This is a genomic window from Thioalkalivibrio sp. AKL17 (genome assembly GCF_000377885.1).
In the GTDB taxonomy this organism is placed as follows: domain Bacteria; phylum Pseudomonadota; class Gammaproteobacteria; order Ectothiorhodospirales; family Ectothiorhodospiraceae; genus Thioalkalivibrio; species Thioalkalivibrio halophilus.
Genome location: NZ_KB898767.1, coordinates 12413 through 34091, shown reverse-complemented (window position 1 = coordinate 34091; position 21679 = coordinate 12413). Strand labels below are relative to the sequence as shown.

General features: G+C 66.8%; 15 protein-coding genes. 7 read left to right on the top strand and 8 right to left on the bottom strand.

What is annotated here, in order from left to right; translation table 11 throughout:
• Nucleotides 1-24: 24 nt before the first annotated feature.
• The 3 genes from D577_RS0108425 to rpmE all read right to left on the bottom strand — a co-directional run bounded on the left by D577_RS0108425 (nt 25) and on the right by rpmE (nt 2550).
• Nucleotides 25-1245 (bottom strand): malic enzyme-like NAD(P)-binding protein, encoded by a 1221-nt coding sequence (locus D577_RS0108425; RefSeq protein WP_018947063.1) that lies wholly within the window; start codon nt 1243-1245, stop codon nt 25-27.
• A gap of 32 nt (nt 1246-1277) precedes the next feature.
• Nucleotides 1278-2135: a M48 family metallopeptidase gene (locus tag D577_RS0108420; protein WP_018947062.1), complete on the bottom strand. Its 858-nt coding sequence runs from the start codon at nt 2133-2135 to the stop codon at nt 1278-1280.
• A 211-nt stretch (nt 2136-2346) separates the two neighbouring features.
• Nucleotides 2347-2550, bottom strand: a complete 204-nt coding sequence (gene rpmE / locus D577_RS0108415; protein WP_018869107.1) for a 50S ribosomal protein L31 — start codon at nt 2548-2550, stop codon at nt 2347-2349.
• A gap of 359 nt (nt 2551-2909) precedes the next feature.
• Here rpmE and rimO point away from each other — a divergent pair, with 359 nt between their 5' ends.
• Entirely contained in the window at nt 2910-4265 is a 1356-nt protein-coding gene (gene rimO, locus D577_RS0108410) for a 30S ribosomal protein S12 methylthiotransferase RimO (protein ID WP_038036194.1), read from the top strand.
• 28 nt (nt 4266-4293) lie between these two features.
• Here rimO and D577_RS0108405 read toward each other — a convergent pair whose 3' ends face one another.
• From D577_RS0108405 to purH, 3 genes are read right to left on the bottom strand one after another with little or no spacing between them, the layout of a single operon-like run.
• The gene (locus D577_RS0108405; RefSeq protein ID WP_018947060.1) at nt 4294-6783 is read right to left on the bottom strand and encodes a glycogen/starch/alpha-glucan phosphorylase; all 2490 of its coding nucleotides are present in this window, start codon (nt 6781-6783) and stop codon (nt 4294-4296) included.
• A gap of 55 nt (nt 6784-6838) precedes the next feature.
• Nucleotides 6839-8128 carry a phosphoribosylamine--glycine ligase gene (gene purD / locus D577_RS0108400; RefSeq protein ID WP_026279423.1) on the bottom strand — a complete coding sequence of 430 codons (1290 nt, stop codon included), beginning with the start codon at nt 8126-8128 and terminating at the stop codon, nt 6839-6841.
• Between the two features lie 37 nt (nt 8129-8165).
• On the bottom strand, nt 8166-9731 hold the full coding sequence (gene purH / locus D577_RS0108395; protein WP_026288985.1) for a bifunctional phosphoribosylaminoimidazolecarboxamide formyltransferase/IMP cyclohydrolase: 1566 nt from the start codon (nt 9729-9731) through the stop codon (nt 8166-8168).
• A 489-nt stretch (nt 9732-10220) separates the two neighbouring features.
• Here purH and D577_RS0108390 point away from each other — a divergent pair, with 489 nt between their 5' ends.
• Nucleotides 10221-11039 (top strand): class I SAM-dependent methyltransferase, encoded by an 819-nt coding sequence (locus D577_RS0108390; RefSeq protein ID WP_018947057.1) that lies wholly within the window; start codon nt 10221-10223, stop codon nt 11037-11039.
• On the top strand, nt 11036-11881 hold the full coding sequence (locus D577_RS0108385; protein WP_018947056.1) for a methyltransferase domain-containing protein: 846 nt from the start codon (nt 11036-11038) through the stop codon (nt 11879-11881). The genes D577_RS0108390 and D577_RS0108385 overlap by 4 nt, the downstream gene beginning before the upstream one ends.
• 9 nt (nt 11882-11890) lie before the next feature.
• Here D577_RS0108385 and D577_RS0108380 read toward each other — a convergent pair whose 3' ends face one another.
• Entirely contained in the window at nt 11891-12649 is a 759-nt protein-coding gene (locus D577_RS0108380) for an arginyltransferase (RefSeq protein ID WP_018947055.1), read from the bottom strand.
• Nucleotides 12650-12783: 134 nt separating this feature from the next.
• On the opposite strand from D577_RS0108380, the gene metH reads away from it, so the two are divergent.
• The 3 genes from metH to D577_RS0108365 all read left to right on the top strand — a co-directional run bounded on the left by metH (nt 12784) and on the right by D577_RS0108365 (nt 19750).
• Nucleotides 12784-16575, top strand: a complete 3792-nt coding sequence (gene metH, locus D577_RS0108375; protein ID WP_026288984.1) for a methionine synthase — start codon at nt 12784-12786, stop codon at nt 16573-16575.
• A 174-nt stretch (nt 16576-16749) separates the two neighbouring features.
• On the top strand, nt 16750-18300 hold the full coding sequence (locus D577_RS0108370; RefSeq protein ID WP_018947053.1) for a bifunctional GNAT family N-acetyltransferase/carbon-nitrogen hydrolase family protein: 1551 nt from the start codon (nt 16750-16752) through the stop codon (nt 18298-18300).
• A gap of 157 nt (nt 18301-18457) precedes the next feature.
• Nucleotides 18458-19750: a response regulator gene (locus tag D577_RS0108365; protein ID WP_018947052.1), complete on the top strand. Its 1293-nt coding sequence runs from the start codon at nt 18458-18460 to the stop codon at nt 19748-19750.
• Between the two features lie 35 nt (nt 19751-19785).
• On the opposite strand, the gene D577_RS0108360 is transcribed toward D577_RS0108365, so the two are convergent.
• Nucleotides 19786-20583 carry a dienelactone hydrolase family protein gene (locus D577_RS0108360; RefSeq protein WP_018947051.1) on the bottom strand — a complete coding sequence of 266 codons (798 nt, stop codon included), beginning with the start codon at nt 20581-20583 and terminating at the stop codon, nt 19786-19788.
• Nucleotides 20584-20739: 156 nt separating this feature from the next.
• Between D577_RS0108360 and D577_RS0108355 the strand changes: the two genes are divergently transcribed.
• Nucleotides 20740-21633 (top strand): HDOD domain-containing protein, encoded by an 894-nt coding sequence (locus tag D577_RS0108355; RefSeq protein WP_018947050.1) that lies wholly within the window; start codon nt 20740-20742, stop codon nt 21631-21633.
• The last annotated feature ends 46 nt before the right edge of the window (nt 21634-21679 follow it).

Below are 21679 nucleotides of genomic sequence, written 5' to 3'. Positions count from 1 at the left end.
GCCTGCGCTCCTCGGACTGTGTGTTCAGGTTCGCGCCACGCCGCTGTCGCGGGCCGCCCGGGCCACCGCCTCCGGGATGGTCTCGATCAGGCGCGGATCGAACGGCGTGGGCAGGATGTAGTCCGGTCCGAACTCCAGGTGGTCGCGGCCGTAGGCGTCCAGCACGCTCTGCGGCACCGGTTCGCGCGCCAGGTCGGCGATCGCGTGGGTGGCCGCGACCAGCATGGCGTCGTTGATGCGCCGGGCGCGCACGTCCAGCGCCCCGCGGAAGATGAACGGGAATCCGAGCACGTTGTTGACCTGGTTGGGGTAGTCGGAGCGGCCGGTCGCCATGATCAGGTCGTCCCGGGTCTCGCGGGCCAGGTCCGGCTGGATCTCCGGGTCCGGATTGGACAGGGCGAAGATCACCGGGTTCGGCGCCATGCTCCGCAGCATGTCCGGGGTCAGGATGTCCGGGCCGGACAGCCCGATGAACACGTCCGCGTCGCGGCAGGCGTCCTCCAGCGTGCGGTCCTCGGTGTCCACCGCGAAGATCTGCTTGTGTTCATTGAGGTCTTCACGGTGGCTGTGGATTACGCCATTGCGGTCGACCATGTGGATGAGGTGCTTGCTCGCACCCAGGCGCACCAGCAGCTGCATGGATGCGATGCCGGCAGCTCCCGCGCCCACGCAGACGATCCGGGCGTCGGCCAGGTTCTTGCCCTGGATGGACAGGGCGTTGAGCAGGCCGGCGGCGGTGATGATGGCCGTGCCGTGCTGGTCATCGTGGAACACCGGGATGTCCAGGCGTTCGCTCAGGCGGCGTTCGATCTCGAAACAGTGCGGCGCCGCGATGTCCTCGAGGTTGATGCCGCCGAAGCCGCCGGCGATGCGCGCCACGGTATTGATGAAGTCCTCGGGCTGGGCGGCGTCGACCTCGATGTCGAACACGTCGACCCCGGCGAAGGTCTTGAACAGCACGCCCTTGCCCTCCATCACTGGTTTGGAAGCCAGCGCGCCGGTGTTGCCCAGGCCGAGAACCGCGGTGCCGTCGGTGATCACGGCCACCAGGTTGCCCTTGCCGGTATAGCGGTAGACCTCGTCGGGGTTGTCGGCGATGGCGCGCACCGGGGCCGCCACGCCGGGCGAATACGCCAGCGACAGGTCGTCCTGCGTGGCGGTGGGCTTGGTGACGTGGATGGCCAGTTTCCCGGCCGGTTCGCGGGCGTGGTAGTCGAGGGCGCGCTGGTTGAAATCGTCGGACATGATTGCGAACGGGCCTTGTGCGGGCGGTGGGTTCAGTTGACCGGGTGGGTCGGCAGATCATTGCGGTCGCGGGCTGCCTCGTACAGCGGTCGTACCTCGTCGGCCAGCCGGGCGAGCTCGCGCTGGCGCCCTTCCGGCGCCGGGTGGGTGCTGAGGAACACCGGGTGGCGGCTGTCGCCGGACTGCTCGGCCATCTTGCGCCACAGCGCCGGGGCGGCGTCGGGGGCGTAGCCGGCGCGGGCCGCCAGTTCGATGCCGATCTCGTCGGCTTCGGTTTCCATGCGCCGGCTGTGCGGCAGCTGCACCGCCAGCACCGCGCCCAGCGCGGCGCCGGTCAGCGCCAGCTCGGAGCGGTCGCCGGTGATGGCGAAGCCGGTGACCGCCAGATTGGAGGCCATCGCCACCGACATCTTCTCGGCGCTGTGGGCGGACAGGGCATGGCCGATCTCGTGGCCGATGATCTGCGCCAGTTCGTCGTCGGTCAGTTCCAGCTGTTCGATGATGCCGGAGTAGATCGCCATCTTGCCGCCGGCCATGGCGAACGCGTTCAGGGTGTCCGGCGCCTCGATGACCGCGATCTCCCAGTCCCAGTCCGCGGTTTCGGGGCGGTACTCGATGGCCTGTGCCACGACCCGGCCGGTGATGCCGTGGACCCGTTCGGTCATCTCGGGGTCGGCGTTGATCCGCCCCTCCTCGCGCGCGCCGGACAGCATTTCGACGTAGGCCTCGCGCGAGGCGTCGATCGCCTGGTTTTCGGAGACCAGCATTAGCTGGGAGCGCCCGGTCACCGGGTTGGTGGTGCAGGCGGGCAGGCCCAGGGCCATGCCCAGCACGGCGATCAGGGCCAGTACCGGCAGACGCCGGCGCAGCGGACGGAACAGCGAGTTCATGCGTGACCAGTTCATGCGGTTTCTGCCTGCAGGACCCGCGGGGTCGCGGGATAATGACACCCCTTCAGCATACACCCTGCGGACCGCCCTGCGGAGCCCGCACGCAAACGAGGGCACCCCGAAGGATGCCCTCGCCGGATCGGCCACGCCGGCGGGGCCGATGGGCCGCCGCCTGCCTGCGGGGCCGCGTGATGCGACCTCGCGCGGGACTTCAGAACGCGAAGCGGCGCTTGAACTTGTCCACCTGGCCGGCGGTGTCGACGATCTTCTGCTTGCCGGTGTAGAACGGATGGCACTGCGAGCAGACGTCCAGGTGCATCTCGTCCTGACCCAGGGTGGAACGGGTCGTGAACTTCGTGCCACAGGTGCAGATCACGTTGACTTCGCGGTATTGGGGATGGATCTCGGCTTTCATGGTCGACTCACGCGTGTTCGGGCGAAAAGTGCGCTAGCATAGCCGCCTCCTGTGGCCGGGCGCAAGTCGACGGCGGTCTTCGCGGCAGGCGGCCGCCGGTCCGGCCAGGTCGTTGTCCTGCGGGGCGTTGTGCCGGGGCGCGCGAGTTTTCCCCGAAACCTGTGGAAAACTTTGTGGACGAACTGTCACTGGATGGCGCCAGCGGCTTGCTGCGGCGCAGGACTCTGGATTGGTCAGTTTTTGTTCAGATTTTGTATGTGTTTGAAAACAAAGAGTTCTTTTTATGTCAATGGGCCCGGGCCCGGTGCTGCCCGGGGTCGGGGCCGGGGTGAAAGGACGGGAGTCGCGTTGTGAATAACATGTCCGCATTGTCAAGCGCAGTGCCGCAGGTCGGCTTTGTCAGCCTGGGCTGTCCCAAGGCGCTGGTGGATTCCGAGCGCATCCTGACCCGGCTGCGTGCCGAGGGCTACGGGATCGTCGGGGACTACACCGGGGCGGACCTGGTGGTGGTCAATACCTGCGGGTTCATCGACGAGGCGGTGGAAGAATCGCTGGGGGCGATCGGCGAGGCCCTGGCGGAGAACGGGCAGGTGATCGTGACCGGCTGCCTGGGCAAGGATGCCGAGACCATCCACGAGCGCCATCCGGACGTGCTGGCAGTCACCGGGCCGCATGCCTACGAGGACGTGGTCACGGCGGTGCACGAGCACCTGCCGCCGCCGGCGGGCACCTTCGAGACCCTGGTGCCGCCGGAGGGCATTCGCCTGACGCCGCGCCACTACGCCTATCTGAAGATCTCCGAGGGCTGCAATCACCGCTGCAGCTTCTGCATCATCCCCGGGCTGCGCGGCGACCTGGTCAGTCGCTCGATCGGCGAGGTGCTGGCGGAGGCGGAGCGCCTGGCCGAGGCCGGTGTGCGCGAGATCCTGGTGATCTCGCAGGACACTTCCGCCTACGGCGTGGACGTGAAATATCGTACCGGCTTCCACGGCGGGCGCCCGATCCGCTCGGATATCGCGCACCTCGCCGAGGCCCTGGGGCAGCTGGGCATCTGGGTGCGGTTGCACTACGTCTATCCCTATCCGCATGTGGATCGCCTGATCCCGCTGATGGGCTCCGGCGAGCAGGGCGGACTGCTGCCCTATCTCGACATGCCGCTGCAGCACGGCCACCCGCGGGTACTGAAGGCCATGCGCCGTCCGGCCGCGGCGGAGAGGGTGCTGGAGCGGATCGCCGACTGGCGCGCGCGGCGCCCCGATCTGACGCTGCGTTCGACGTTCATCGTGGGCTTCCCCGGGGAGACGGAGGCCGAGTTCGAGACCCTGCTGGACTTCCTGCGCGAGGCGCAGCTGGACCGCGTCGGGGCCTTTGCCTATTCGCCGGTGGACGGGGCCGAGGCCAATGCCCTGCCGGACCCGGTCCCGGAGGCCGTGCGGCAGGAGCGTCTGGCGCGTTTCATGGAGGTGCAGGCGGAGATCAGTGCCGAACGGCTGCGCCGGCGGGTGGGCACGCAGCCGGTGGTGCTGGTGGACGGCACCGACGAACACGGCATCGTGGTCGCGCGCTCGGCCGCGGAGGCGCCGGAGATCGACGGGGTGATCCGCGTGCCGGATGCCGATCCCGACTCGGTGGAGGCGGGGGACTTCATCGAGGTGCGGATCACGGACACCCGCGAGCACGACCTGATCGCCGAGGTCGCCGACCCGGACGAATGACCGGGGCGGCCTCGCGCGGCGGTCGTGTTCAGCCGCCGTTGCGCTTCGGGGCCACCGGTTCCGGCGTGGCGTCCCAGATCTTCTCCGCGTAGTCGCGCACCGTGCGGTCAATGGAGAAGTACCCCATGCGCGCGATGTTGGTGAGCGCCGCGGTGTTCCAGCATTCCGGCTGCGCATACAGCGCGTCGGCCCGCTCGCAGGCCTCGCGGTAGGCGGGGTAGTCGGCGAGCACGAAGAACGGGTCCTGGTGGCGCAGATAGTGCCCCAGTTCCGCATGGGTGGCGTTGTCGTCGCAGGTGAAATAGCCCTGCTCGATCATCTCCACCGTGCGGCTCAGCGCGGGCCGGCCGGCGAGCATGGCTTCGGGGACCTCACCGCGGGCGCGGTGGGCGACCACCTCGGACTCGGTCATGCCGAAGATGAAGATGTTGTCCTCGCCCACCGCGTCGCGGATCTCGATGTTGGCACCGTCCAGCGTGCCGACGGTCAGCGCGCCGTTCAGGGCCAGCTTCATGTTGCCGGTGCCCGAGGCCTCGAAGCCCGCGGTGGAGATCTGCTCCGAGAGGTCCGCCGCGGGGATGATTACGGTCGCGGCGCTGACTTCGTAGTTGGGGATGAACACGCACTTCAGGCGGTCGCCCACCTGCGGGTCGTGGTTGATGACGTCCGCGACCTCGTTGATGACCTGGATGATGTCCTTGGCGCGCTGGTAGCCGGGGGCCGCCTTGCCGCCGAAGATCACCACCCGCGGGGGCACGTCCTCGCCGTCGCGGATGCGGTTGTACAGCTCGATCACGTGCAGCAGCTTGAGCAGCTGGCGCTTGTATTCGTGGATGCGCTTGATCTGTACGTCGAACAGGACGTCGGTGCGGATGCGGATGCCGGTGCGTTCGCGCACCAGCGCGGCCAGGCGCTCCTTGTTCTTGCGCTTGACCTGCTGAAACTTCTGTTGAAGCTCCGGATCCGCGACCCAGGGCTCCAGCGCGCGCAGGCGTTCAAGGTCGTACTGCCAGTCGTGGCCGATCTTTTCGCCGAGGAACTCGGTCAGCTCCGGATTGGCCTGGATCATCCACAGCCGGGGGGTGACGCCGTTGGTGACATTGACGAAGCGTTCCGGCCACAGCTGGTAGAAATCGGCGAACAGGGTCTGTTTCAGCAGCTCGGTATGCAGGACGGCGACGCCGTTGATCTGGTGTGAACCGACCACCGCCAGATGGGCCATGCGGACGTTGCGCCCGCCTTCCTCGTCGATCAGCGACAGCCGCTTGAGGCGTTCCTCGTCGCCGGGGAAGCGCCGGCGCACCATCTCGAGGAATTCGTGGTTGATGCGGTAGATGATCTGCATGTGCCGCGGCAGCACGCGGGTCATGAGGTCCACCGACCAGGTTTCCAGGGCCTCGGGCATCAGGGTGTGGTTGGTGTAGGCGAATACCTTGCGGCACAGCTCCCAGGCACGGGCCCAGTGCAGCTCATGGCGGTCCATCAGCAGGCGCATCATCTCCGCCACTGCGATCGCCGGGTGGGTGTCGTTCAGCTGGATCGCGACCTGGTGGGGCAGATCGTCCAGGGTATAGCCCAGCTCCAGGTGGCGATCGAGGATGTCGTGCAGCGAGGCGGCGACGAAGAAGTACTCCTGCTTCAGCCGCAGTTCTTTGCCGATGGCGGTGGCGTCGTTGGGATAGAGCACCATGGAGATGCTCTCCGACTGGCTCTTGTCGGCCACCGCGCGGATGTAGTCGCCCTCGTTGAAATAGCGCAGGTCGAAGTCGCGGGTCGCCTTGGCGCCCCAAAGGCGCAGGTTGTTCACGTTGCGCCGGCCGTAGCCCGCGGTGGGGTAGTCGTAGGCCATGGCCAGGACCTGTTCGCCGTCTTCCCAGGAGTAGTGCACCGAGCCGTCGCTGCGGTGATGCTCCACCACCTCGCCGTAGAAGCGGATCGGGTACTTGCGTTCCGCGCGCGGGAACTCCCAGGGGTTGCCGTAGCGCAGCCAGTTGTCCGGGTGCTCGACCTGACGGTAGGGCTCGAACTGCTGGCGGAACATGCCGTATTCATAGCGGATGCCGTAGCCGAAGCCGGGATAGCCCTGGGTTGCCAGCGATTCGAGGATGCAGGCGGCCAGACGCCCCAGGCCGCCGTTGCCCAGCGCGGCGTCATCCTCCCAGGCAACGATCTCGTCGTAGTCCTGTCCCAGCTGAGCGAGGGCCTCGCGGGTCTCGTCGAGGATGCCGGTGTTGCGCAGGTTGGCCTCCAGCATGCGCCCGATCAGGTACTCCATCGACAGGTAATAGACCCGCTTGACGTCTTCCGCGTCGAACTGGCGGCGGGTCAGCAGCCGGCGTTCGATCATGCGTTCGCGCACCGCGAACGAGGTGGCATCGAGCCAGTCGCGCTGGGTGGCCTGTTTCGGATCCTTTCCGACGAACCGCACCATGGCATCGCGGATGGACTGTTTCAGGCCCTCGGTATCGTGCGGGAGCGGGCTGAGCGGGGGGGCCGTCGTGTCGGCGCTGGTGGACATCTTTTTTCTCCGGGGGGTTGCGGCCGGACACGCCCGCCATCGACCCCGGCGCCGTTCAGGCGGGGCGGTCGATGGCGCGGTGTCCAATATCGGTACGGAAGTATATACCCTCGAAGCGGATTTCCCCGAGGGCGGTGTAGGTCTTTTTCTGCGCGTCGGCATAATCGGTCCCCAGACCAACCACGCACAGCACGCGGCCTCCGGCGGTGATGACCTGCCCATGGTCGTCGATGGTGGTGCCGGCATGGAATACGCGGGCGTCGGGAAGCGGCTCCACCGCCTCCAGGCCCTCGATCACATCGCCCTTGCGGTATGCGTCCGGGTAGCCCTCGGCGGCGGCGACCACGCCCAGCGCCACGCGCGGGTCCCAGCGGGCTTCCACCTGGTCGAGCCGGCCGTCCAGCGCGGCCTCGACCAGACCCGCCAGGTCGCTTTCCAGGCGCATCAGGATCGGCTGGGTCTCCGGGTCGCCAAAACGGCAGTTGAATTCCAGCACCTTCGGGTTGCCGTCGGCATCGACCATGATCCCGGCATACAGGAACCCGGTATAGGCCTCGCCGTCGGCGGCCATGCCGCGCACCACGGGTTCGATGACCTCGTGCAGGATGCGGTCGTGCAGGGTGTCGGTGACCACCGGGGCCGGCGAATAGGCACCCATGCCCCCGGTGTTGGGGCCACGGTCGCCGTCATCGCGCGCCTTGTGGTCCTGCGAGGAGGCCAGCGGCAGCACGTGCTCGCCGTCCACCATGCAGATGAAGCTGGCCTCCTCGCCCTGCAGGAATTCCTCGACGACCACCCGGTGCCCTGCCTCGCCGAAGGCATTGCCGGCCAGCATGTCGCGTACCGCGGCGCGCGCCTCGTCCGTGGTCTGCGCGAGGATCACGCCCTTGCCGGCGGCCAGGCCGTCGGCCTTCACCACGATGGGCGCGCCGTGGGTGTCGATGAACGCCAGCGCGGCGTCCTCGTCCTCGAAGCTGCCGTACGCCGCCGTGGGGATGCCGTGGCGCTGCATGAAATCCTTGGCGAAGGATTTCGATCCCTCCAGGCGCGCGGCGTCGGCGGTGGGACCGAAGATCGGCTGGCCGGCGGCGCGGAAGGCATCCACCACGCCCGCAACCAGCGGTGCCTCGGGCCCGACCACGGTGAAGGCGACATCCTCGTTCCGGGCCACGGCGAGCAGGCCGTCGATGTCGGTGGCGGCGCAGTCGACGTTCTCGCAGCCGGGTTCGCCGGCGGTGCCGGCATTGCCCGGCGCGACCAGCACCCGCGCGACCCGCGCGGACTGCGCCAGTTTCCAGGCGAGGGCGTGTTCGCGCCCGCCGCCGCCGATCACCAGGACGTTGATGGCCGTTCCGTTCATGAGCGTTCTCCTGCGGCCGCGATCAGTGGCGGAAGTGGCGCATGCCGGTGAAGACCATCGCGATGCCGTGCTCGTCGGCCGCGGCGATGACTTCTTCGTCGCGCATCGAGCCGCCCGGCTGGATCACCGCGGTGATGCCGGCGCTGGCGGCGGCATCGATGCCGTCGCGGAACGGGAAGAAGGCGTCCGAGGCCATCACCGAACCGGCCACCTGCAGACCCTCGTCGGCGGCCTTGATCCCGGCGATGCGTGCGGAATACACCCGGCTCATCTGGCCGGCGCCCACGCCGACGGTCTGCTGGTCGCGGGCATATACGATGGCGTTGGATTTTACGTACTTGCCCACCTGCCAGGCGAAGGCCAGGTCGCGGTTCTCCTGCTCGGTGGGTGCGCGCGCGGTGACGATCTTCAGGTCTGCGTCGGCCAGCGAGCCGCGGTCGGTGTCCTGCACCAGCAGTCCGCCCCCGATGCGCTTGTAGTCCAGCCCCGGGGCGGCGGGGGCGTCCGGGATCTCCAGCACGCGCACGTTCTTCTTCGCGCTCAGCGCGCGCAGGGCGCCGGGAGTGATTTCCGGCGCCATCACCACCTCGACGAACTGGCGACTGATGATGGCCTGCGCGGCGTCACCCTCCAGCGGGCGGTTGAACGCGATGATGCCGCCGAAGGCCGAGGTCGGGTCGGTCTGGAACGCGCGCTCGTAGCTCATCAGCTGGGACGGGGCGACCGCGACCCCGCAGGGATTGGCATGCTTGACGATCACGCAGGCCGCTTCGTCGAATTGGCGCACGCACTCCCAGGCGGCATCGGCATCCGCCAGGTTGTTGTAGGACAGCGACTTGCCCTGGTGCTGGCGGTAGCTGGCGAGGGCCCCCGGAGCCGGCTGCGGGTCGCGATAGAACGCCGCCCGCTGATGCGGGTTTTCGCCGTAGCGCAGGGATTCGACGCGCTCGAAAGTCGCGTTGAGCTGGCCCGGGAAGTCTTCCTGGTGACTGTCGTCATCCAGTGCCGACAGATAATTGCTGATCGCCGCATCGTAGCGGGCGACGTGATCGAACGCCGCCACCGCGAAGCGAAAGCGCAGCGGGGCCGGGATGCCGCCGTGTTCGTCCAGGGCGTCAATGATCGTGCGGTACTGGCCCGGGTCGGTCGCCACGGTCACGTCACGGTAGTTCTTGGCGGCCGCGCGCAGCATGGCCGGGCCGCCGATGTCGATGTTCTCGATCGCATCGTCCAGGGTGGTGTCGGGCCGGGCCACGGTGTTCTCGAAGGGGTACAGATTCACCACCAGAAGATCGATCGGAGGGATGTCATGGGTCTCCATCGCCCCGGCGTCCGTGTCCCGCCGGCCCAGCAGGCCGCCGTGCACCCGCGGATGCAGGGTCTTGACTCGTCCGTCCATGATCTCGGGGAAGCCGGTGTGTTCCGAGACCTCGGTGACCGGGATCCCGTGTTCGCTCAGCAGCCGCGCGGTACCACCGGTGGAGAGCAGTTCGACGCTGCGTTCATGGAGGTGGCGGGCGAGTTCCACCACGCCGGTTTTTTCGGAAACGGACAGCAGCGCGCGGCGCACGGGAGCCTGAGTAGTCATGGGACCTCGAAATCGCGTCAAAACGGCCATTATAGCGAAGGTGCCGGCCTTGTCGCGGCCGTTCGGGCGGGTGGGGTGCCGGACGGTGCGGCCGGTGGCGGGTTTGTAATTTGGGCGCAAAACCTTTAGCGTATAAAAACACTTTCGGACACAACGCCTGCGTTCCGACGCAACGCATGGCACCGTTTGCGATCCCCGAGCCAGGCGAGCGAAAGCCGCCAGACCACGGCTCGGCACCCGGGCAACCACCGAATCCTTCCGGGTGTCAGGAACCGCCGGCCAGGCCGGCGCCGGATGCTGGAAACAACGCATCCGTCTCGGGAGCCCGCGATGACGGGCCGCCCGTACCCGGTCCTCGCAGGAGAAGTTTCATGCCAGCGACCCGGGATGCGAGGTCGTTTTCGGTCATGCAGGTGTTGTAACCCGGTGCGTCCGCGGCCACGAGGGCTGCGGGTGCACTTCATTGCAGCAAAGCCAAGAGGAATCACCATGTCAGCGAACGTGAAGAACGATCAGGACTTCGGCGAGAAGCCGACGGAAACCCGCGATACCGACCATTACCTTGAGGAATACACCACGGGTTTTGTCGACAAGTGGGACGATCTGATCGACTGGGACAGCCGCGCCAAGAGCGAAGGCACGTTCTTCATCGAGGAACTGAAGAAGCGCGGCGCCAAGCGCGTGCTGGACGTCGCGGCCGGTACCGGCTTCCACTCGGTCCAGCTGATCGAGGCGGGCTTTGACGTGGTCACCGCCGACGGCAGCCCCGAGATGCTCGTCAAGGCCTTCGAGAACGGCCGTTCGCGCGGCCACATCCTGCGCACGGTGCAGGCTGACTGGCGCATGCTCAACCGCGACATCCACGGCCACTACGACGCCGTGGTCTGCCTCGGCAACTCGTTCACCCACCTGTTCAACGAGCACGACCGCCGCAAGGCCCTGGCCGAGTTCTATGCCGCGCTGCGCCACGACGGCGTGCTGATCCTCGACCAGCGCAACTACGACACCATCCTGGATCACGGCTACTCGTCCAAGCACACGTACTACTACTGCGGTGACAACGTGCAGGTGGAACCGGCCCACGTCGACGAAGGCCTGGCCCGTTTCCAGTACCGCTTCCCTGACGGTTCCGAGTACTTCCTGAACATGTTCCCGCTGCGCAAGGCCTACGTCCGCCGCCTGATGCGCGAGGTCGGTTTCCAGAAGATCGACACCTACGGGGACTTCCAGGAGACCTATCGCGAGGCCGACCCGGACTTCTTCATTCACGTCGCCGACAAGACCTATATCGAGGGCGAGGATCGATGAGCCAGGAGTATTCTGACGTCGTTGAAACGGCGCGCGACTATTACAACAGTGCGGACGCCGACACCTTCTACAAGATGGTGTGGGGCGGTGAAGACCTGCATATCGGCCTGTACGAGTACCAGGACGAGCCGATCGGTGATGCCAGCCGCCGTACCGTCGCCCACATGGCCGACCTGCTGGGCGAGCCGCAGCCGGAATGGCGCGTGATCGACATGGGCGCGGGCTATGGTGGCGTGGCCCGCTACCTGGTCGAGAACTACGGTTGTGACGTGACCGCGCTGAACCTCTCCGAGAAGGAGAACGAGCGCGATCGCGAGATCAACAAGGCGCGCAAGCTGGACCACAAGATCACCGTGGTCGACGGTTCCTTCGAGAAGGTGGACGAGCCGGACGCGACCTACGACGTGGTGTGGTCCGAGGATTCGTTCCTGCACAGCCCGAACGAGGACAAGTACAAGGTCATCCAGGAGGCGGCGCGGCTGCTCAAGCCGGGTGGCTGGCTGATCTTCACCGATCCGATGCAGACCGATGACTGCCCCGGGGGCGTGCTGGACCCGATCCTTGCGCGGATCCACCTCGATTCGCTGGCTTCCCCGTCCCTGTACCGCGATGCGGCGCAGAAGGCCGGGCTGCGCGAGATCGGTTTCGAGGAGCATTCCGGGCAGATCTCGACGCACTACGGTCGCGTGAAGCAGGAGCTGGAATCCCGCGAGGACGAGCTCAAGCGCTTCATCTCGCAGGACTACATGGACCGCATGAAGCAGGGCCTGCAGCACTGGGTCGACGGGGGCAACTCCGGGTACCTGACCTGGGGCATCTTCCGCTTCCGCAAGCCGGACTAAGAAGGCCCGTTATCGCGGGTCCCGCGGGCGTGCGTCGTCCGGGGCCCGCCAGATTCCGCCCCGTCGACCCTCGGCGGGGCGGAAGTGTATCTTGTAGTCCATGCGGGGTGCGTTCGGGATCCAGTACCCGAGATAGACATGCGGCAGGCTCAGGTTCCGCGCATGCTCGATCTGGCACAGGATGCCGAACGTGCCCAGCGCACGGGCCGGAAGATCCGGCTCGTAGAAGGTATACATGGCCGACAGCCCCTGCGGCGTACGATCGGTGATGGCGACGCCGAGCAGTTGTCCGGCGCGGCGGAACTCCAGCAGCTCCACCGGGGCGCTGCGTTCCGTCAGCATGCCGGCGTATTCCTCGCGATTCATCTGCTCCATGCCGCCACCCGCGTGGCGGTTGCGCAGATAGCGCAGGAACAGCGGCATGTGTTCGTCCAGGTCGGCCTCGGTGCGACCGTCCCCCGCCCCCGGCGGGGCGCGATGTTCGATATCGAGGTCGGCGTTGGCGCGCAGGCAGCGGCGCTGGCTGCGGTTCGGCCGGAAGGTGGGCACCGGGATGCGCACCGGCACGCAGGCATCGCAGGCCGGGCAGTGGTGGCGATAGACAAAACGGCCGCTGCGGCGAAAGCCCTCGGCCAGCAGGGCCCCGAAGCCGGCGGCATCCAGCCGGGCCTCGGGGTCGACCAGCAGGGACTGCATCTCGCGCCCGTCCGTGATGTACGGACAGGGCTGCGGGGCGGTCAGATACCAGCGGATCGGGGATTCCTGCATTCCGCTATCGTGACAGCTCCGGCCCGGGGCGCCAATGCGTCCCGGGCCGTGACCCCGCCACCGGCGGGACATGACCGGAGTTCGATGCCCGGCATGCTAAAGTAATGACATTTGAAACCAATGGTGTACCGCACATGACGGCAACGCGACAAGATATCGAGAACGCCCTGAAAGAACGCATCCTGATCCTGGATGGCGGTATGGGCACGACCATCCAGCTGTACGAGCTGGGGGAAGCCGATTATCGCGGCGAGCGCTTCAAGGACTGGGAATCCGACCTGAAGGGCAACAACGACCTGCTCTCCCTGACCCGCCCGGACATCATCGAGCAGATCCACAATGATTACCTCGAGGCCGGCGCCGACATCATCGAGGCGAATACCTTCAACGGTACCCGCATCGCGATGGCGGACTACCACATGGAGGACCTGGTCCCCGAGCTGAACCGCGAATCCGCCAAGCTCGCGCGCAAGGCCGCCGACGCCTGGACCGAGAAGACCCCGGACAAGCCGCGTTTCGTTGCTGGCATCCTTGGCCCGACCAACCGTACGGCCTCGATCTCCCCGGACGTGAACGACCCGGGTGCGCGCAACGTCGATTTCGACACCCTGGTCGCTGCGTACAAGGAGGCCGCCGAGGCCCTGATCGAGGGCGGCGTCGACTTGCTGCTGATCGAGACGGTGTTCGACACCCTGAACGCCAAGGCCGCGATCTTCGCGGTCAAGACCCTGGAAGACGAGCTCGGGAAGGACCTCCCGATCATGATCTCCGGGACCATCACCGATGCCTCCGGGCGCACCCTGTCGGGCCAGACCACCGAGGCCTTCTGGAATTCGGTACGCCACGCGAACCCCGTGTCCATCGGCCTGAACTGCGCCCTGGGTGCGAAGGAAATGCGCCAGTACGTGGAAGAGCTGTCGCGCATCGCCGATACCCACGTCTCCGCGCACCCGAACGCCGGTCTGCCGAACGAATTCGGCGACTACGACGAGAGCCCGGAGCAGATGGCTGCGGATGTCGGCCCGTGGGCCGAACAGGGCATGCTGAACATCATCGGCGGCTGCTGTGGCACCCTGCCCGAGCACATCCGCGCCATGCGCGAGGCGGTCGAGAAATTCCCGCCGCGCAAGGTGCCGGAGGTTTCTCCGGCCTGCCGTCTGTCCGGTCTGGAGCCGTGCAACATCACCGACGACTCGCTGTTCGTGAACGTCGGCGAGCGCACCAACGTGACCGGCTCGCGCAAGTTCCTGCGCCTGATCCAGAACGAGGAATACGACGTCGCGCTGGAAGTCGCGCTGAACCAGGTCGAGGGCGGTGCCCAGATCATCGACGTCAACATGGACGAGGGCATGCTGGAGTCGCAGGATGCGATGGTCCGCTTCCTCAACCTGCTGGCCGGCGAGCCCGACATCGCTCGTGTGCCGGTGATGATCGACTCCTCCAAGTTCGAGATCATCGAGGCGGGCCTGAAGTGCGTGCAGGGCAAGCCGGTGGTCAACTCGATCTCCATGAAGGAGGGCGAGGAGAACTTCATCAAGCAGGCCGAGCTGTGCCGCCGCTACGGGGCCGCGATCGTGGTCATGGCCTTTGACGAGGACGGCCAGGCCGACAACGAGCAGCGCCGCGTCGAGATCTGCACCCGGGCCTACAAGCTGCTGACCGAGAAGGTCGGTTTCCCGGCCGAAGACATCATCTTCGACCCGAACATCTTCGCGGTCGCGACCGGTATCGAGGAGCACAACAACTATGGCGTGGACTTCATCGAGGCCACCCGTCGCATCAAGAATGATCTGCCGCACGCGCTGATCTCCGGCGGCGTGTCGAACGTGTCGTTCTCCTTCCGCGGCAACGAGCCGGTCCGCGAGGCGATCCACGCCGTGTTCCTGTACCACGCCATCAAGGCGGGTATGGACATGGGGATCGTTAACGCCGGTCAGCTGGCGGTGTACGACGACATCGACGAGAAGCTGAAGGAAGCGGTCGAGGACGTGGTCCTGAACCGTCGCGACGACGCGACCGACCGGCTGCTCGAGCTGTCCGAGGAATACAAGGGCCAGGGCGGCGGCAAGAAGGAAGAGAACCTCGAGTGGCGCGAGTGGGAAGTCAGCAAGCGCCTCGAGCACTCCCTGGTCAAGGGTATCGACACCTACGTGGTGGACGACACTGAAGAGGCCCGTCAGGCCTACGACCGCCCGATCCAGGTGATCGAAGGCCCGCTGATGGACGGCATGAACGTGGTCGGCGACCTGTTCGGCGAGGGCAAGATGTTCCTGCCGCAGGTGGTCAAGTCCGCGCGCGTGATGAAGAAGGCCGTGGCCCACCTGATCCCGTACATCGAGGCCGAGAAGACCGGTACCGAGAACAACGGCAAGATCCTGATGGCCACCGTGAAGGGCGACGTCCACGACATCGGCAAGAACATCGTCGGCGTGGTCCTGCAGTGCAACAACTTCGAGGTCATCGACATCGGCGTGATGCAGCCGGGTGCCGAGATCCTGAAGGCCGCCAAGGAGCATGATGTCGACGTCATCGGCCTGTCCGGCCTGATCACGCCCTCGCTGGAGGAGATGGCCAACTTCGCCGCCGATCTCGAGCGCGAGGGCATGACCACGCCGCTGATGATTGGCGGCGCGACCACCTCGCGCGCCCACACCGCGGTCAAGATCGAGCCGAACTACTCCGGCCCGGTGGTTTGGGTGAAGGACGCCTCGCGTGCCGTGGGTGTGGCCCAGAGCCTGATCAGCCCCGAACTGCGCGAGAACTACGCCGCCGAGATCCGCGAGGAATACGAGAAGCTGCGCGTGCAGAACGCCGGGCGCAAGAAGAAGGTCCAGTGGCTGTCGCTAGAGAAGGCGCGCGCCAACAAGCCGGAGATCGACTGGTCCGCCTACGCCCCGGCGAAGCCGAAGGCGCTGGAGACCGAGGACCTGCCGGGCGAGCCGACCGTGCTGCATCCGCACGGCGATGGCTCGGTGCTGCTGCGCTTCGATGACTTCGACCTGAACAAGGTCAAGGAGTATATCGACTGGACGCCGTTCTTCCATTCCTGGCAGCTGCATGCGGCCTATCCGCGCATCCTCGAAGACGAAAAGGTCGGCGAGGAGGCACGCAAGCTGTTCAAGGACGGCCAGGAGATGCTGCAGCGGATGATCGACGAGAAGTGGGTCACCTGCCGCGGCGTGGTCGGCTTCTTCCCGGCGAACAGCGTCGATCACGACGACATCGAGGTCTACACCGACGAGAACCGCAGCCAGGTGCTGAAGAAACTGCACCACCTGCGCCAGCAGACCGAGAAGCGTCGCGGTCAGCCCAGCCACTCGCTGGCGGACTTCGTCATGCCGAAGGAGGCCGGTGGCCCGGACTACATCGGTGCGTTTGCCGTCAGTGCCGGCGGTGACGTGGATGCGAAGGCCGAAGAATATGAAAAGGCCAACGACGACTACCACGCCATCCTTGTGAAGAGCCTGGCGGACCGCCTGGCCGAGGCCTTTGCCGAGTGCATGCACGAATACGTGCGCAAGTACTACTGGGGTTACGTCGCGGACGAGCAGCTCGAGAACGAGGACCTGATCGAAGAGAAGTATCAGGGCATCCGTCCGGCACCCGGTTACCCGGCCTGCCCCGAGCACACCGAGAAGGCCACGCTCTGGGAGCTGCTGCAGGCGGAGGAAAACGCCGACATGACGCTCACCGAGAGCTATGCCATGCTGCCGGTGTCGGCCGTCTCCGGCTGGTACTTCGCGCACCCGGAGTCGCGTTACTTCGGCCTCGGCAAGGTCAACCGCGACCAGGTCGAGGACTATGCGAAGCGCAAGGGCATGTCGTTCGAGGAGGCCGAGCGCTGGCTCGCGCCGAATATCGGCTACGACGACAGCGACGAGGCCAAGGCGGAAGCCGCGGCCGAGCGCGAGGCGCGCAGCGCGTAACCGCAGGGTCCGCCCTGCGACCCGAATCAGGCCCCGCCCCGTGCGGGGCCTTTTTCGTGGGTGGAATACCGTGGAAGACCTGTCCCGGTTTCCGCGCGTCGCCGGATGTTTGTATCCTGCAGGCATGACCCGGCGGGCGCCCGCGCCCGTCGCCCCATACCAACGGAGCCCCGCATGACCTCAGGTCAGGAAAGCGATTCCACCCAGCACGTCCTCACTCTGCGCCAGACCCGACTGGAGGACTACGACGACATCCGCGAAATCATGGAGCGGGTATACCAGGACCTGGACGGGGCCTGGAGCGAGGCGCAGTTCCGCTCCCAGGTGACGCGCTTTCCCGAAGGGCAGATCTGCATCGAGGACAACGGGAAGGTGGTGGCGGCGGCGATCAGCCTGATCGTCGAGTACAAGCGCTTCGGCGATCACCACAACTACTGGCAGATCACCGGCAACGGCTTTCTCACCACTCACGACCCGGACGGGGACACGCTCTACGGCGTGGACATCTTCGTGCACCCCGATTACCGCGGCCTGCGGCTGGGGCGGCGCCTGTACGACGCGCGCAAGGAGCTGTGCGAAAAGCTGAACCTGCGCGCGATCGTGGCCGGCGGACGCATCCCCGGATACGAGGCCCATCGTGAAGAGATGACGCCGCAGCAGTACGTGGAGAAGGTCAAGAACCACGAGGTCACCGATCCGATCCTGACCTTCCAGCTGGCGAACGACTTCCACGTGCGCAAGATCATCACGGACTACCTCCCGGACGACGAAAAGTCCGGGGCGTATGCCACGCTGATCGAATGGCTCAACATCTACTACGAGGAAAAGGAAAAGCTGATCGGCGGAAGCCGCTCGGACGTGCGCATCGGCGTGGTCCAGTGGCAGATGCGGCCTACCGCCGACCTCGATGCCCTGTTCCAGCAGGTGGAGTACTTCGTGGACGCGGTGTCGGGTTACCGCGCCGACTGCGTGCTGTTCCCGGAGTTCTTCAACGGACCGCTGATGGGGGCGTTCAACCAGGACTATCCGGCCGAGGCCGTGCGCCGGCTGGCGGAGTACACCGAGGACATCCGCGAGGAGATGGTGCGCCTGGCGCTGTCCTACAACATCAACATCGTCGCCGGGTCGATGCCCGAGTACCACGACGACGTGCTGCGCAACGTGTCCTACCTGTGCCGCCGCGACGGGACCTGGGACCGCCAGTACAAGCTGCACGTGACCCCCGACGAGATCGGCTACTGGGGCCTGCAGGGCGGTGAGGAGGTGCATGTCTTCGACACCGACTTCGGCAAGATCGGCATCCTCATCTGCTACGACGTGGAGTTTCCCGAACTTCCCCGCGTGATGGCCGATCATGGCCTGCAGATCCTGTTCGTCCCCTACTGGACCGATACCAAGAACGCCTACCTGCGCGTGCGTCGCTGCGCCCAGGCCCGGGCCATCGAGAACGAGTGCTACGTGGTCATGTCCGGTTCGGTGGGCAACCTGCCGCGGGTGGAGAACATGGACATGCAGTATTCGCAGGCTGCGGTGTTCACTCCGTCGGACTTTGCCTTCCCGCATGACGCGGTGGCGGCCGAGGCGACTCCCAACACGGAGATGACCCTGATCGTGGATCTCGACCTGGACAATCTCAAGGAACTGCGCAACCACGGTTCGGTGCGCAACCTGCGCGACCGCCGGCGGGACCTCTACGCAATCGACTGGAAATCCAGCCCCGTATAGTACGGCCTGGATCCAAAACGTGAAGGGCGTCCGGGGGTGTCCGCCCCGACGGGGTGGCTTTGTTCGGCGATCGTCCGTAATCTGAAGCATGGACAGGTCGATCGGTGCGTGCGCGCGGGAGGCCACGGAAAGGCATCGAGGCATTCAGGGGGTAACCATGGCGGAAGCAGTGACGAGCGAAACGCCCGGGGCCGGCGCCGGCAAAGGCGGGCCACGTACGGCCGTTCTGGTCGTGGATGACTCCAAGGTCATCCGCGTGGCCCTGCAGCGCATCCTCCGGGATACCCATACCGTGTACGAGGCCGCGGACGGGGAAGAGGCCTGGGCCCGGATGCAGGAGCAGAACGACATCGGTCTGGTGCTGACTGACCTCTCCATGCCGAAGCTCGACGGGCAGGACCTCCTGATGCGCATCCGGGACGGCGCCGACGGCGTGCCGGCGGATCTGCCCGTGGGGATCGTTACGGGGCAGGAGAATGACGAACAGTCCGAGGAAGACTGGCGTTCCATGGGTGCGAACGCCGTGCTCAAGAAGCCGTTTGTCCCCGGACGGGTCCGCGAGGTCGTGGCCGAGCTCCTGCCCGAACACGCCGCACCCGATGAAGAGACCGAGGCCGAGCTGCGCCACCTGCGTGACGAGGTCGAGCGGCTGCGCCGGGAACTCATGCTGCGTCAGAGCTCCTCCGGCGACCGCGAGCTGCACAACGAACTGGAGCGGCTGCGCCAGGCCCTGGCGGAATCCCGCGATGATGCCACCGCGGCCTATCAGCGCGCCGACGAATATGAGGAAAAGAGCCGTTCGCTCGAGCAGGAGCTGGAAGAGGCGCGCCAGCGCCTGAGCGAGGCCAGCGAGACCCTGGAGCAGGCACAGGAACAATCGGCGGAGGAGGCCGGGGCCGCGTCCGACGACGACCGCCAGCAGCGGGTGACCGAGCTGGAAGGCGAGGTGATCCGGCTGGAGCACGAGCTGGTCGAGCTGGAGCGCGAACGGGACAAGGCCCGGGAAGAGCGGGATGCGGCAAACAAGACCGCCGAGCGCCTGCGCAGGGAGCGCAATCAGCAGACCGAGCGCGCATCGGCTGCCGAGACTGCACAGCACGAGCTGAAGACGCAGTGCTCCGATCAGGGGAGTACGCTGGGTCAGCTCCGCGCCAGCCTTGAACAGCGGGAACGCGAGCTGTCCGAGGCGGTGCACAAGAACAAGTCCCTGCGCGCGCGCATCCGTGATCTGGAGCTGGAGCTCAACGGGGGGCCGAAGGCCGCGCCGGTGGCCGAGGAGTCTTCCACTGACCAGGGGGGGGAGCCCCCGACCCCGACCGGCTCCGGGAAAGCCAGCTTCGATCCGCCCAGTGATCGCCTGTGGTCGCGGCCATGGTTCCGCGGGGTGCTGGTGGCCGCGGTGCTGGCCGTGATCTTCCTGGGCGTACTGATCTACCTCCGGGGGTTCTGAGCCCCCCGGAGGTTCGTGCAGCGCCCGCGTCGGGTCTACTTCAGGCGACGCTCCAGGGCCCCCAGCAGGTGCTGCCAGGAATCCCGGTCGGCGCGTTCGTCATAGCCCACCGGCATGTCGAAGCGCTCGGCGATGCTGTCGGCGTCGGGGTTGGTAAAGCTGTGCAGCACGCCACCGAAATCCACCAGGGTCCAGTCCGCGTCGGCGTTGTCCATCTCCTCGCGGAAGGCATCCACCTGTTCCTTCGGCACCATCGGGTCGGCCGCGCCATTGAAGACCAGGACTTCGGGCTTCAGGGTGTCGGCCGACGCCGGGTGCTCGGTGGCCAGTGCGCCATGGAAGCTTGCCACCACGGCCAGATCGGCTCCGGCGCGTGCTGCTTCCAGCGCCACCGTGCCGCCAAAGCAGTAGCCCACGGCCGCCACCGGCTGGTCCGCGGTCTGATCGTGGCCGCGCAGGTAGTCATGCGCTGCGCCGAAGCGCTCCAGCATCATGTCCCGGTTTTCGCGCACCTGCCCGGCGAATTCGCCGGCCTCGGACGGATGGTCCGCGGTGCGGCCGTCGCCGTACATGTCCAGCGAGAAGGCGGTGTAGCCTTCCGCGGCCAGCTGCTCGGCGCGGCTGCGGGCGTAGTCGTTGTGTCCCCACCATTCGTGGACCACCAGCACGCCCGGGCGCGGACCGTCGACCGACGGATCCCAGGCGATAAAGCCCTCGAAGGTCTGGCCGTCGTGCTCGTAGGTCACGGATTCGGTGTGCAGGTCGGCCAGCGCCAGGCCGGGGAACAGTGCGGCCAGCGCCACGGCGGCACTCAGGGTTCGCAGTGGTTGCATGGGGTGTCTCCTTGTCGAATCGCCGAATCGGCTTTTCGAGTATGGTCCCGCTCCGGAATGCGAACAAGAGCGCCCGTTCCGGGATGCGTCGAGGCAGCGCAGGGGCTAAGCTTGAGAAGCGGCGCGGAAGGGCAATGCCGCACGGGAGGAGATCCGATGAGCGACGAGACGGGCTTTGCAAGCCTTGAGGCCCGGGTGGAGGCGGCGGACCGGCTGCTGGCCATGCCGCAGGTGGTTTTCGAGGTCTCGCGGCTGCTGGACGACGACGAAAGCACCCAGCCGCAGATCGCTGCGGCGCTCGGGCGGGATCCCGGTCTGGTGGCCCATGTGCTGCGGCTGGCCAACAGCCCCGCCTATGCGCCGGCCCGTGGTGTGGATTCGATCGAGCGGGCGGTGGCGATGCTGGGGCGCGACGTCCTGCAGCGTCTGGTGGTGGCGAGTGCCGTGACGCGCTCCATGAACACCCTCCCCGAGCAGGAGCGTCTGCCGCTGGAGACCTTCTGGCGTCATTCGGCCTACTGCGCCGTCATCGCCCGGCAGCTGGCGCAGGAGGTGGCCCCGCGTGCGGCCGGCGTGGTCTTTCTGGCGGGATTGCTGCACGACCTGGGCAAGCTGCTGCTGTTCTCGCAGTCGCCCGAAGCGGCACACCGCGCCTTCCTGGCGAGCCTGGATACCGCGCAGGGCCCGTCGCCGCAGGCCGCCGAGCGCGAACAGATGGGCTTCGACCATGCCCGTCTGGGCGGGGCGCTGGCCGAGCGCTGGGGGCTGCCCGAGGCCCTGGTGGAGGGTATTGCCTGGCACCATGATCCGCTGTCCGCCAGCGATCGCCATCGACCCTCGGTGGCGCTGGTGCATCTGGCCAACACCGGCGCTCACCTCGCCGAGATCGATTCGCGCGACTGGGCCGATGCGCCGCCGCTGGAAGAACAGGCCTGGGCGATCGCCGGGGTCTCGCCGGAGATGCTGCTGCAGGCGGTGGAAGACGCCCAGCACGAGGTCCTGGCGGTGCAGGCCCTGTCCGATCCGGAGGTGGGTACGCCGGCCGGCTGATGGCCATGCGAGAACCCGGGCGGGGCGTCGGCGGTCTACCGGAATG